This window comes from Paeniglutamicibacter sp. NPDC091659, from assembly GCF_044756805.1.
In the GTDB taxonomy this organism is placed as follows: Bacteria; Actinomycetota; Actinomycetes; order Actinomycetales; family Micrococcaceae; genus Paeniglutamicibacter.
In genome coordinates this window covers 22,918-34,946 of sequence record NZ_JBIVTO010000003.1, presented here as the reverse complement: position 1 = coordinate 34,946, position 12,029 = coordinate 22,918, and the positions used below count along the sequence as shown (strand labels likewise).

General features: G+C 62.4%; 11 protein-coding genes and 2 riboswitches. Of the genes, 2 read left to right on the top strand and 9 right to left on the bottom strand.

From position 1 onward, the window contains the following. Positions 1-170 precede the first annotated feature (170 nt). The 7 genes from ACIQLF_RS07835 to ACIQLF_RS07805 form a co-directional block, all read right to left on the bottom strand. Positions 171-599: a CoA-binding protein gene (locus ACIQLF_RS07835; RefSeq protein ID WP_400296499.1), complete on the bottom strand. Its 429-nt coding sequence runs from the start codon at positions 597-599 to the stop codon at positions 171-173. Between the two features lie 126 nt (positions 600-725). Next, complete coding sequence (locus tag ACIQLF_RS07830; protein WP_400296496.1) at positions 726-1,601, bottom strand: MetQ/NlpA family ABC transporter substrate-binding protein; 876 nt, start codon at positions 1,599-1,601, stop codon at positions 726-728. A 71-nt stretch (positions 1,602-1,672) separates the two neighbouring features. Continuing rightward, a complete protein-coding gene (locus ACIQLF_RS07825) occupies positions 1,673-2,545 on the bottom strand; it encodes a MetQ/NlpA family ABC transporter substrate-binding protein (RefSeq protein WP_400296493.1) in 873 nt (290 codons plus the stop codon). A gap of 89 nt (positions 2,546-2,634) precedes the next feature. Continuing rightward, positions 2,635-3,900 (bottom strand): acyl-CoA dehydrogenase family protein, encoded by a 1,266-nt coding sequence (locus ACIQLF_RS07820; RefSeq protein WP_400296491.1) that lies wholly within the window; start codon positions 3,898-3,900, stop codon positions 2,635-2,637. Positions 3,901-3,912: 12 nt separating this feature from the next. Next, positions 3,913-5,331 (bottom strand): NtaA/DmoA family FMN-dependent monooxygenase, encoded by a 1,419-nt coding sequence (locus ACIQLF_RS07815; protein WP_400296488.1) that lies wholly within the window; start codon positions 5,329-5,331, stop codon positions 3,913-3,915. Positions 5,332-5,365: 34 nt separating this feature from the next. Continuing rightward, a complete protein-coding gene (locus ACIQLF_RS07810) occupies positions 5,366-6,100 on the bottom strand; it encodes a methionine ABC transporter permease (protein ID WP_400296485.1) in 735 nt (244 codons plus the stop codon). Beyond that, positions 6,093-6,917 (bottom strand): methionine ABC transporter ATP-binding protein, encoded by an 825-nt coding sequence (locus ACIQLF_RS07805; protein WP_400296482.1) that lies wholly within the window; start codon positions 6,915-6,917, stop codon positions 6,093-6,095. The genes ACIQLF_RS07810 and ACIQLF_RS07805 overlap by 8 nt, the downstream gene beginning before the upstream one ends. Before the next feature lie 100 nt (positions 6,918-7,017). Beyond that, positions 7,018-7,112: riboswitch (SAM riboswitch) on the bottom strand. A gap of 318 nt (positions 7,113-7,430) precedes the next feature. Here ACIQLF_RS07805 and ACIQLF_RS07800 point away from each other — a divergent pair. Beyond that, complete coding sequence (locus ACIQLF_RS07800; protein ID WP_400296479.1) at positions 7,431-8,081, top strand: DUF1345 domain-containing protein; 651 nt, start codon at positions 7,431-7,433, stop codon at positions 8,079-8,081. Between the two features lie 142 nt (positions 8,082-8,223). Here ACIQLF_RS07800 and ACIQLF_RS07795 read toward each other — a convergent pair whose 3' ends face one another. Continuing rightward, positions 8,224-9,627 (bottom strand): LLM class flavin-dependent oxidoreductase, encoded by a 1,404-nt coding sequence (locus ACIQLF_RS07795; protein ID WP_400296476.1) that lies wholly within the window; start codon positions 9,625-9,627, stop codon positions 8,224-8,226. Positions 9,628-9,708: 81 nt separating this feature from the next. Further along, positions 9,709-11,046, bottom strand: a complete 1,338-nt coding sequence (locus tag ACIQLF_RS07790) for an acyl-CoA dehydrogenase family protein (RefSeq protein ID WP_400296473.1) — start codon at positions 11,044-11,046, stop codon at positions 9,709-9,711. 7 nt (positions 11,047-11,053) lie between these two features. Next, a riboswitch (SAM riboswitch) is annotated at positions 11,054-11,150 on the bottom strand. Positions 11,151-11,442: 292 nt separating this feature from the next. Between ACIQLF_RS07790 and ACIQLF_RS07785 the strand changes: the two genes are divergently transcribed. Further along, the gene (locus tag ACIQLF_RS07785) at positions 11,443-12,024 is read left to right on the top strand and encodes a zinc ribbon domain-containing protein (protein ID WP_400296470.1); all 582 of its coding nucleotides are present in this window, start codon (positions 11,443-11,445) and stop codon (positions 12,022-12,024) included. Positions 12,025-12,029 lie beyond the last annotated feature (5 nt).

Genomic DNA, 12,029 nt, shown 5'->3' with positions numbered 1-12,029 from the left:
GTCCCATCCAGCCCGCATAGTTTCGTCCAAACCCCAAGTCCGGACGTCCCCCAGTATTCATTTGGTCCCCAGCACCCAATTAATGTTGCATGTGCAGAGGACAGCATAACCGGAAAAAATTGATTCCAGCGCACTGAAATGCTTTTGTGAACCCGGGTTTAAGTGCGCGCCTAAAAGTTTTGGTATTCAATGATGGGACAAGTGTCCATGACGACGTCCAGTCCTGCCGTTTTGGCTCTGGCCAGAGCTTTCTCATCGATAACACCCAACTGCAGCCAAACCGCCGACGCACCAATAGCAATGGCCTGGTCGACAACGGCCCCGACTTTCTGGGAATTCACGAAGCAATCCACCACGTCAATGTGGCCCGGAATTTCCCCCAAGGTTTTGTACCCGGTTGCCCCCAAAACGTTTTCTCCACGCAGTGAAACCGGGACGATTTCCATGCCGAGTCGTGCTTGCAGGAAGTGCGCAACTCGCGGCGCCACACGCAACGGATTGTTACTCAAACCGACCACGGCCCAGCGTGCAGGCGTGGTCAACAGCCGACGGATTACATCGGGGTCGTTCTTATGCCGTTCACTGTTGATACTGCCCATACCGGATACCTTACAACTGCGATCTTGGGCTAGGCCGCGAAACCGCCTGACAGCTTAAACAGCTGTCCGAGACGAGTACAGGACTCGCCTCGGACAGCTGGAAATCAATTTCGGCGGCAACGGGGCCTAGATATCCCAGACCTTGCGGTCGGCGGCGGGATCGCGGTCCCATGGTGTCGGCAGCACGCCTCCGATGTAGTTCTTGAACCAGTCGCTTACCTCGTCCGAATGGTAGGCCTTCTCCAGCGCCTTCCCCTTCTCGGTTTCGCTGAAGCCAGGCTTGGCGGCCACCAGGCAGATGAACGGCAGCGCTTCTGCGTCTTTTTCAAAAAGCAGGGCGTCTTCAGGCGTCAGCCCAAGCTCGGCTCCCAGACGCGCGAAGAGGAATCCGGCATCGACATCGGGCAGCGTCTTGGACAACGACTGCTGGTCGACCTCAACGAAGGTGAGCTTCTTGGGGTTCTCCAAGATGTCGTTTTGCGAAAGGTGGATAACGCTCTTGCCCTCCGCGACCTTCAAAACACCCGCTTTGGCCAGCATTGCCAAGGCCCGTCCGTTGTTTGACGGGTCGACCGGAATCGCGATCTTGGCACCCGTCGGCAAATCACCGATGGACTTGTGCTTCTGCGAGTAGACGCCACCCGGGGAACCGTACATGTAGAAGGCCGGCTCGACGGCAAGGTTCTTGTCCTTGGTGAACTGGGCCAGGTAGGATGCGTGCTGGAAGTAGTTGGCGTCGAACTCACCGTTGGCCACGGCAAAGTTTGGCTGCACGATGTCGGTGACGTACTTGACCTCAACCTTCCAGCCGTCGGCTTCCAGGGCTTTCTGCGCGAGCTTTGTCGGCTCCTGGTAGGGGGCCGATTCGGTGACGATGAGCTTGATGGTCTTGTCGTCACCGCTGGCGGCCCCGTTGCCGGTGAGGCCGCAACCTGTCAACGCAGCCAAACCGGCCACCGCACCAAGCCCCAGCGAACCCTTGAGAAATGCGCGACGTTCCATACTTGTTCTCCCTAGTTAAGTCGGGACCGAGTACGCCCCTATTGTGGTGTGTTGAAGTTGAGCGCAGCGACTCAGATGTTCCAGGCCTTCAGATCCGCGGCCGGGTCGCGGTCCCACGGCGTCGGCAAGGCGCCGTCGAGGTATCCCTTGAACCAAGTCCGCACCTCGTCGGAGTGGTAAGCGGCCTCGAGTGCCTTGCCCTTCTCGGTTGCGGCAAATCCCGGCTTGGCGGCAACGAGGTTGATGAAGGGCAGCGCATCTTCTTCCTTCTCGAAAAGCAGTGCGTCGGACGGCTTCAAACCGATTTCGGCACCGAGGCGGATGAACAGGAATCCCGCGTCAACGTCCGGGAGCGTCTTGGACAGCGACTGCTGGTCGACCTCGACAAAGCTGAACTTCTTCGGGTTCTCCAGGATGTCGGCCTGCGACAAGTGGATCAGGCTCTTGCCTTCGGTGAGCTTCAGGAGCCCTGCCGTCTGCAGAAGTGCCAAGGCGCGCCCGTTGTTGGAAGGATCCACGGGAATCGCGATCTTCGCGCCATCCGGAAGTTCGCTGATGTTCTTGTACTTCGCGGAGTAGACGCCTGCCGGCGAACCGTACATGTAGAACGCCGCCTCGACGTCCAGGTTCTTGTCGGTGGTGAACTGCTCAAGGTACGCGGCGTGCTGGAAGTAGTTGGCGTCGAATTCACCGTTTGCAACGGCAAAGTTCGGCTGCACGATGTCGGTGACGTACTTTGCTTCGACTTTCCAGCCCTGGGATTCAAGAATCTTCTGTGCGATCTTGGTGGGTTCCTGCGTCGGCGCCGACTCCGTGACGATCAGCTTGATTGTCTTGTCGTTCGCACCGCCGGCGTTTGAGGCTCCGCCGGTGAGACCGCAGGCGGTTAGCGAGGCAAGGGTTCCGAGGCCAAGGGCTCCGGCAAGGAAGGTGCGGCGTTGCATGTTGTTCTCCTGGAAAAGGGCGCAAAAACGGTGCGCCGGGCATGGCGTAGTAAATCGGGGCAGCGGTCTTGGAGACCGCCGGATGTCGGTTAGCGGGTTGGCGACGTTGCGGTGGCGTTCCCGATGGCGTTCAATCCTTCGGGAAGCGTGCCGTTGATGAAGTAGTCGCCGATGGACCGCGCACGGAACGAAATGGGGTTGTGGGTGGCTACCGTTTGTGCGTTGCGCCAGTGGCGGTCGAGCCCCTTGGCTGTGCTCGTGGCCGAAGCTCCGCCGGTTTCAAACAGCTGTTGCGCCGCACCGATGGCCAGTTCCGGCACGGCCACCTGGGCCTGCTCCACTGCGAGTTCGGCCAGGTGGCCTTCAAGCGTGGTCGCGCGGTTCCCGGCTTCATCGGGTTCCTGCGCCAGGCTCACGTCAAGGGCGAGATCCAACGCACGGGCCGCGGCAAGGACGATCGCCTCGGCGGAAAATGCCTTGGTCGCGATCCGGCCGACGGTTTCCTGGATCAGCGGATCCTCGCGGAACGGCAGGCCGGAACCCGTGTTGAAGGTGCGCGCACGCTTGGCCACGGACTGCGCCGCGTCGTCGCGGGCGGCCCGCGCGATGCCTGCCAGCACGGAGAGCAGCACCAGCTGGAAGAAGGCAGCCTCGTGGGTGGCCTCGGCCCCGCCGGCGACGCGGTCGAAGATGTCCTCGTTGGAGACGCGCACGTTCTCGAAGGTGGTGGTCCCGGTGCCGGTCAGGCGCTGCCCGAACCCGTCCCAGTCATCGACGATGCTCACTCCCGCGGCCTTGGTGTCAACGACGGCAAAGAAGCGTCCGTCCTCGCCGGCCAGGCCAGCCGAAACGCGGGTGTAGTCGGAGAAGATGGTGCCGGTGGTGTAGTACTTTTCGCCGTTGAGCACCCAGCCCTCGCCGTTCCTGGCCAGGACAGTGTTCAGCCGGCCCAGGGCGTTGCCCCCGCGTTCGGTCGAGGCGTTTCCGACGGTCTTTCCCGCGGCCGCAAGCTCATACCAGCGCAGGGCGACCGGCTCTTCCTGCCACTGGAGGGATTCGATGAACCCGAAGTGGGAGCGGTACAGGTGGGCTACGTTGGAATCCGCCGCCGCCAGGTCGATGAGCAACCGGGTGAAGGTCTCGACGCTGACGCCCGCGCCGCCAAACGCCACCGGAACGCGCAGGGCACTGAACCCTGCCTCGTTGAGCCAGGCAACCTGTTCGAAGGGGAGAATCCTGGAGAAATCGCGTTCACGGGAGCCCTCCGCGATGCGTGCGAAGATTTCGGCGAAGCGCTCGCGCTGGCTCGCGTAGTCGGCGGCAACCGTCGAGGGAGTGTCTTGGATCAGCGTCATGGTTCTTGTCTTTCAGGAAAGCGTGGAGATGACTGAGCGGTTTTCGTTGGCGGCCGAGTACTCGGCGAAGGCCCCGCGGAAGGCAGCCGCGGGGTGCGACGGTTCCAGGGTCGCCGAACGACCGAAGACCTTTTCGCGCAGCGTCCCCGGGGCGTACTCGCTCTGGGCGAGGCCGCGGGCCCGCAGCTCGGGAATCACGCCCTGGATGAAGTCGGTGTAGGAGCCCGGAAGGATCTGGTTGATGATGTTGATGCCGTCGGTTCCGGCGTCTTGCCAGAGCTCAAGCTGGTCAACGATCTGTTCCGGGGTTCCGGCGATTTGCATCGACTTGGCGCGGTAGCGGGCCAGGTCGCCGATGGTCGGATCGCCGCCCGGGACCGAGGCCCGGATCGCCTCGAGGACTCCCTTGCCGCCCTCGGTGTCGACGTCGCCCAGCTTGGTGTCCAGCGGTACCCCGCCCAGGTCGATTCCCAGCCCGCCGCCGATGTGCGCGACCACGGCATCCAGGTCGAGGTACTCGTCGTACTCGGCCTGCTTGCGGGCGACCTCGGCCTCGGTGCTGCCCACCACGAAGGAAAGCCCTGCAAAGATCTTCACGTCGCCGGCCTCGCGACCGGCATCCACGGCCAGCTGCCGGATGATGCCCGAGTTCTTCCGGACGTTTTCCGGGTTGGGAGCAAACAGGAAGGTGGCTTCCGCGTTGGCAGCGGCAAACGCCTTGCCCCGCGGGGAGCTTCCGGCCTGGAAGAGGAACGGCGTGCGTTGCGGGCTGGGCGAAGACAGGTGCGGACCGTCGATCGAGTAGCGTTCCCCGCGGTGGTAGATCTTGTTCACCAGCGCCGGATCGGCATGGATGCCGCGGATCTTGTCGGCCAGCAGGGCCCCGTCTTCCCAGGAACCCTCCCAGAGCTTGAACGCCGCCTCGACGTATTCCTCGGCCCAGTCATAGCGGTCGCCGTGCGCGGCCAGCCCGGAGGCGCCGAAGTTGCGGTGCGAATTTTCCAGGATGCTGGTGACGATGTTCCAGGCCACGCGCCCGTTGCTCAGGTGGTCGAGCGTGGAGAGCTGGCGTGCCAGCTGGAACGGGTCGGACTGGATCACCGAGGAGGTGAACGCCAGCCCGATCTCCTCGGTCACCGCGGCGAGCGCCGAGGCAAGCACCAGAGGGTCGTTCGACGGAACCTGCAGGCCGCGCTTGATGTGCGATGCCCATCCCCCGTTGTGGTCCCCGTAGAGTCCCACGACATCGGCCAGGAAGATCGTGTCGAAGCGTGCTGCTTCAAGCTCCTTGGCCAGGTCGGTCCAGAGCTTGAGCTCGTTGAAGCGGTGCTGCTGGGCCTCGGGATGACGCCATTGCCCGCCAAGGATGTGGCTCGTGGTGTTCATCAGGAAGGCGCTCAACAGCAGGCGCGGACGTTTGGAATTGCTCATGAGGGGCTCCAGTGGGTATCCGGGGTGGGAAGGACTAGTGGCGCTTGTCCAGGCGAGCGGCAAGCCGGGTGCCGGAGATCTGGACCAGTTGAACCATCAGGATCATCAGGACGATGGCGACGATCATCATTCCCGTTTCGTACCTGTAGTAGCCATAGCGGATGGCGAAGTCGCCGATTCCGCCGCCACCGACCAACCCGGCCATGGCCGAGTAGCTGATGAAGCTCACCGTCATGATGGTGATCGACCCGATGAGCGCCGGCCGTCCCTCGACCAGCAGCACGTCCCTGACGATTTGTCCGCGGGTGGCGCCCATGGCGCGGGCGGCCTCGACCACGCCGCTGCCCAGCTGGGTCAGGTTCTGCTCAACGAATCGGGCGAAGTAGGGGATGGCATTGATCGTCAGCGGGACGATCACCGCGGCCGTGCCGATGGTCGTTCCCACAACGAACCGCGTGAACGGAATGATGGCAATCAACAGGATCAGGAACGGGAACGAACGCATGGTGTTCACCAGCCCGTCGACGATCCGGTGAACGCGCGGACGCGGACGCAGGCCGTTTGGCGACATCGAGTAAAGCCAGATGCCCAGCGGGGTTCCAAGGAGGATGGCGATCGGAATCGATACCAGGAGCATGGCCAGGGTCTGGCCGATGGCCAGGGCTATTTCCGGCCACAGTTCAATGATGCGGTTGAGGTCGAAGGCCGCGGCACCGCTGCCATTGGTGGCGGCCGCCAGGATGTTGACGGCGGATGGAATGCTAGACAAGGGATGTCTCCTTCAAGGCAATTGCTTCGGCCGAAGCAGGCTCGGCGTGGGCCTGTCGCTTGCGATCCAGTGAGATGTCGTCGGAGATCAGGTAGCGTCCGATGGCCGTCGCGGGGGTGAATGCGGGATTCTTCAGCGAGGCAATGTCGAATTGCTCCACGACTGCCCCGTCTTCCATGACGGCGACGTTGTCCGCAATGGCCTTTACGACATTCATTTCATGGGTCACGATGACCGTGGTGATACCCAATTGGGCGTTGATGTCAGAGAGGTACTGGAGCACCGAGGCAGTGGTCCGCGGGTCGACGGCGGAAGTCGGCTCGTCGCACAGCAACACCTTCGGCTCGGTGGCCAGTGCTCGGGCAATCGCGACGCGCTGCTTTTGGCCTCCGGAAAGCTGGCCCGGGTAGGCGGTCGTCTTGTCTGCCAGGTCAACGATCGCCAGGGCTTCCAATGCCCTGCGCCGCCGGTTCTTCTTGGGGACGCCGGCAAACTTGAGGCTGAGTTCGACATTCTCAACGGCATTGCGGTTGTTCAAGAGGTTGAAGTGCTGGAAGATCATGCCGATGTGGTGGCGCGCCTGGCGCAATTCCTCGTCGTTGAGCGCGGTGAGATCCGTGCCGTCGACAATGATTTGCCCGCTGGTCGGACGCTCAAGCAGGTTGATGTTGCGCAGCAGGGTCGACTTGCCTGCACCGGAAAAACCAATGATTCCCTGGATTGAGCCTCGCGGGATCTCCAGCGAAACGTTGTCCACGGCAGTAAAGGGCTTGCCCGCTGACGGGAAAACTGTTGACACGTTCTTGATGTTGATCATGTCCAACTCCTCTCGGTTTACCCGAGGGACGCCAACAGCACGACCGATCGGCCAGCCGCCCGTTAAGGGTCGACCGGTGGACCGGAACAGAGTTTGGCTATCTCCATCGGTCCTGGCGGTAGCACCGGCCTCTACGCATAGGGGTGGTTGCTGCGGCGTCAACGAGCCAGGTCTCTCAGCCGCTCTGGATGGTGTCGTACCGTTCCAGGCATTTCACCAGGAAGGAACTACTCAAGTGTGTCGCAGATTCTTCGACACCACCAACAAATATGACCACCTCATGAAATGAATGGCCCAAAAACCCCGACCTTGACCCGTTTTCCCTTCAAGAAAAGTCATAAATCCGATTGTGACGCCGGCGCTTCACGCCGTCTTGCGTCTTGCTCGCGTCATGTTGACAATCCGCCGAAAACCCGTCGGGCAAGAATTCGGCCTCGAAGGGGACGCTGACAAGGGGCAACGTTTCGTTCGAACCTGCTGCGTCGCAATGGCGGACCGTGGCATGATCGCCACATGGAGACCACACGCACACGACGCACACGGCACCGCCAGCTGCGCATCATCGGCATGGTTCTCGGCGGTGGCCTCGCAGCCGTGCTGACAGGGCTTCTTGGCGCTTGGCTGTATGCGCCGGCAGTGGGATGGGGAGTCGCCGCGCTGGTCTACAACCTCACGGTTTGGTCGACCATCGCCCCCATGGACCATGCCCGCACCGCCGCCCACGCCCAGGAAGAGGACCCCGGCCGCAGCACCTCGGATCTGCTTATCCTTTTGGCCGCGGTGGGGTCGTTGGTCGCGGTCGCCCTGGTAATGCTGGGCAGCAAGGAAGTCGAAGGAAGCTCGCGGTTCCTGCTGGCATTACTGGCGTTGACCTGCACGGGAATGTCGTGGCTACTCGTACACACGTTGTTCACGCTGCGCTATGCGGTGATCTATTACGACAGGTCCCCCGGCGGCATCGACTTCAACCAGGAGGAACCGCCGCAGTACACCGATTTCGCCTACATGGCGTTCAGCATGGGCATGACCTATCAGGTGTCGGACACAAACATCACCACACGTGAGATGCGTTCGACGGCGCTGCGCCACAGCCTGCTGGCGTTTGTGTTTGGCACGGGAATCCTGGCCACCACCATCAACTTGGTCGTCAGTCTGGCCCCCTGACCAGTGCCAAGGCCGGACGTCCAGGCATGGCAAGTCCCGGATTGGGTTGGAGGGACGGGGACCCCGGCAACGCCGGGATCCCCGTCGGGAAAGCAGTTGGTCGCGGGAGCACTCCCGGCCTCGGCCAACCGGCAGGGGCCCCTTAGCCTACTTTTGCGTCGGAAAGCCGGTAGTTTGCTGCCTTGTGCGAATCCTGCACGCGGTCGCCCTTGCCGAAGAGCTTGTTGCGCAGCGTGCCCTCGACGTACTCGCTTTGGTATGCGCCGCGGGCCTGCAGCTCCGGAACCACGAACTCGACGATGTCTTCGAACGTGCCGGGAGTGATGGCATAGGCGAGGTTGAAGCCGTCGACGTCGGTTTCCGCAACCCAGTCGATGAGCTTTTCCGCGACCTCGGCCCCGGAACCGACGGTGATCGGGCCGAAGCCGCCAACGCCGACCCATTCGGCAAGCTGGCGAATCGTCCAGGGGTTGCCGTCATCGCCGCTGGCCTTCTGGAACGTGGCGACGGAGGACTGGATGGCGTTCGACTTCACGTTGTCGCCGATGACGTCGTCCGGACCGTACGTGGACAGGTCGACGCCCATCCAGCCGGAAATCAGCGCCAGGGCGCCGTCAATGTCGGCGTAGGACTTGTAGTCCTCGAACTTTGCCTCGGCGCTGGCAGTGTCGGGGCCGGTGACGATGGTCTGCATGGCGTAGATGCGCACGTCGTAGCGGTCACGGCCAGCGGCCTCCGCGGCATCGCGGATCTTGGTGACGGTTTCCTTGAGGATTTCCTTGGTCGGCGAGGTCACGAACACGGCTTCGGCGTTTTCCGAGGCGAATTTCAGGCCGCGCGGAGAGGCGCCCGCCTGGAAGACCACGGGAGTGCGCTGCGGGCTCGGCTCGGTGATCGCGATGCCGGGAACCTTGAAGTACTTGCCCTCGTGCTTGATCTCGTGGACCTTGGTCGGGTCGGTGAAAATGCCGCGTTCGACATCGCGCACCACCGCGTCCTCTTCCCACGAGCCCTCGAGAAGCTTGTAGACGACTTCCATGTACTCGTCGGCGTGGTTGTAGCGCTCGTCGTGTTCCAGCTGGTCTTCCTGGCCCATGTTGCGTGCCGCGGAGGGCAGGTACCCGGTCACCACGTTCCATCCGACGCGTCCCTTGGTCAGGTGGTCGAGAGTGGCCAGACGACGGGCAAACGGGTAGGGGTGCTCGTAGGCGGTGCCGGCCGTGACGCCGAATCCCAGGTGTTCGGTCACTGCGGCCATGGCGGAGACGAGCATCATCGGATCGTTGACGGGAACCTGGGTTCCGGCGCGCAACGGCACCTCGTTGGAGCCGCCGAAAACGTCGTAGGTGCCCAGCACGTCGGCGATGAAGATGCCGTCGAACTTTCCCTTTTCAAGGGTCTTGGCAAGGTCGGTCCAGTAGGACAGGTCCTTGTAACGTGCGGACTGGTCCTTCGGGTGCTTCCACAGTCCAGGCGACTGGTGACCAACGCAGTTCATGTCGAAGGCATTGAAACGGATCTGGCGTTGTGCGGGAGTCGTGCTCATGATGTTCCTTTGCGGGGGTATGGGAAATCGCGGGTCGCAGAAGCAAACCCTGTCAGGGAAAGTTGTCTGTACCGAAAGGCCTTAGTAGCCGGCTGTTCCGGTGGTTGAGCCGAGGTCGCCGACGGCGTTGAGGCGTTTGGGAGCGGTTCCGTTTACCTCGTAGTCGCCGACGATGCGGGCCTTGTATATTGCGGGATTGTGGGTGGCGACGGTACGCGCGTTGCGCCAGTGCCTGTCCAAGTTGCAGCCCTTGGCTGTTGCCGAGGCCCCCAGCCCGTCAAAGAGCTTGGTCGCGGCCGAAAGAACCAGCGGCTGGACGATCGTTTGCGCCCGGTCTGCGGCGAGTTCACACACCGCAAAGCGTTCGGCCGGGCTGAGCGAATCATCGGCAAGTGCGACTTCTACCTCTGCGACAGCGGACAACACAATGGAATCCGTGGCGAAGGCGGTGGCCGAAATTTCACCGACCAGCTGCAGGACCTGGGGCTCGTTTCGGATCGGGACACCCGTTCCGGTGCTGAAGGTGCGGGTTCGGGCCTGCACCGCCGAGCGCACGTCGTTCAGCGACGCGCGGGTGATCCCTGCCTGCACGGCAAGCAGCACCAGCTGGAAGATCGCGGATTCCGGGTCGTTGGTTTGCTGTTCCTCCGGCAACAGGGTGTCGACCGGAACATCCTGGAACGTCGTGGACCCCGTCCCGGTGAGCTGTTGGCCGAAGCCATCCCAGTCGTCGTAGATCTTGACGCCGGAGCGCTGCGTGGAGACCACGGCGATCTGGCGGCCGGGAAGCTTCGGGTGGGAGGCTGCCACGGCAACCCAGTCCGCGTAGATGGTGCCGGTGCAATAGTATTTTTCGCCGGTCACGAACCAGTGTTCCCCGCGCTGCTCCAGGGTGGTGTTGAGAGAGCCAAGGGTGTTTCCGCCGCGTTCGGTGTAGGCGTTGCCGACGATCTGGCCGGCGGCGATTCGTTCGGTCCAGCGGCTGCGCACGGCCGGGTCCCGCAGCGTGAGCGCCGATTCGACGAAGGCGATGTGTGCACGCCACAGGTGCGCCACCTGCGAGTCCGCCTCGGCAAGTTCAATGAGGAGGCGGAAGAGGTCGCTCAGGCTTGCACCGTACCCGCCCTCGCTGACCGGGATCCGCAGGGCGCCGAAGCGCTCGCGGTTGAGCCAGCCGACCTGCTCGTAAGGGAGCGTCCGATTGGCATCGCGCTCGCTGGCACCTTCCGCAATCCGGGCAAACACCGGTCGGAAAATCGCGGCAAGTTCGTCGTAGTGCCCGTTGTTCGGAACACCCGGAGTCAGCTTGAGCAGGTGTCGAGCCGGCGCATTGCTTGCCAGCGCCTCCAACGAGACGGACCCAAAAATATTGGGGTCGGTTTCGACATCGAAGGTGTGAAGGGGGGACTCAGCGGCCATGATTGGTTCTCCATCGAGTCTGGCGTGAGCACCTACCGCCCAATTAAGGGGAGGGGTTGCTGCGGCGTCATTGAGCCAGATCTCTCGGCCGCTCTGGATGGTTGTTGTTCATATTTCTACAAGGTTACGTGGCACCGCGCAAATGATCGGCGTCACATTTGTACTTGCGATCACCCCATTGAACCCCTTGTACCGACCGGGATTCAAAGCTAGCCTGAGCGAAACGGGCAGGTGAGAACGCCTAATCTTGTCCGGTTGGCAATCCTGATCCGTCACGCTTCATCAGCGCCGAAAGGACACCCGGTCGGTCTTGTTGGTTACTCCACGTTGCTGCAGCTCTCGTCATACAGGGCCTCCGTGCCTGCGTGAAAATCCACCCGCCAGACGGCCGCAATCATGATTTTCTTGGCCAGGGCCATACTGCGCGCGTTTCCCACAGCCGATTGTCCTCCAGAAGCGACGATCGGGCGGTTTCGACTGAATCCCCGACGCCCACTTCGGCCTCGCCGGTCCGCCTCGCCGGCCCGATCCCTGGCCTTTCCGGCGAGAGATCGGGCCGACGTTCCCGCCTTGCGTGCTCCGTTGCCGTCCACGCGCCTTTCTGTCGCACATCCGTTGCCGTCCACGCGGGATCCGCCTTCTCAGGAACAACCCAAAACATCCGGTTTTCAGCCCCAATCGAGAGGACATTACATGCCGCTGTACGACTTCCGATGCCCCGAGGGAACAGTCTTTGAATCGGCGTTCCCCATGGCAACGGTGCCGGATTCCACAACCTGTCCCGAGTGCCGGCAGCAGGCCCGGCGCCAGATGAGTTCGCCTCGCCTTTCAATCGCCAACACCACCGAGTTCAAGCTCATTGATTCAGCGAAACGCAGCGCCCACGTACCGGAAGTGGTCACGGGCCGCACCGGTGCAACAAAACAGGCAACCCGATACACCCACAACCCCCTGCACCAAAAGCTTCCGCGCCCCTGACCGGA

Bases quoted from the DNA above. Each gene is read 5' to 3' on its own strand.
- ACIQLF_RS07795 (WP_400296476.1), bottom strand. From the start codon at position 9,627: ATGAGCACGACTCCCGCACAACGCCAGATCCGTTTCAATGCCTTCGAC.
- ACIQLF_RS07820 (WP_400296491.1), bottom strand. From the start codon at position 3,900: ATGACGCTGATCCAAGACACTCCCTCGACGGTTGCCGCCGACTACGCG.
- ACIQLF_RS07790 (WP_400296473.1), bottom strand. From the start codon at position 11,046: ATGGCCGCTGAGTCCCCCCTTCACACCTTCGATGTCGAAACCGACCCC.
- ACIQLF_RS07805 (WP_400296482.1), bottom strand. From the start codon at position 6,917: ATGATCAACATCAAGAACGTGTCAACAGTTTTCCCGTCAGCGGGCAAG.
- ACIQLF_RS07785 (WP_400296470.1), top strand. From the start codon at position 11,443: ATGATTTTCTTGGCCAGGGCCATACTGCGCGCGTTTCCCACAGCCGAT.
- ACIQLF_RS07835 (WP_400296499.1), bottom strand. From the start codon at position 599: ATGGGCAGTATCAACAGTGAACGGCATAAGAACGACCCCGATGTAATC.
- ACIQLF_RS07800 (WP_400296479.1), top strand. From the start codon at position 7,431: ATGGAGACCACACGCACACGACGCACACGGCACCGCCAGCTGCGCATC.
- ACIQLF_RS07815 (WP_400296488.1), bottom strand. From the start codon at position 5,331: ATGAGCAATTCCAAACGTCCGCGCCTGCTGTTGAGCGCCTTCCTGATG.
- ACIQLF_RS07830 (WP_400296496.1), bottom strand. From the start codon at position 1,601: ATGGAACGTCGCGCATTTCTCAAGGGTTCGCTGGGGCTTGGTGCGGTG.
- ACIQLF_RS07825 (WP_400296493.1), bottom strand. From the start codon at position 2,545: ATGCAACGCCGCACCTTCCTTGCCGGAGCCCTTGGCCTCGGAACCCTT.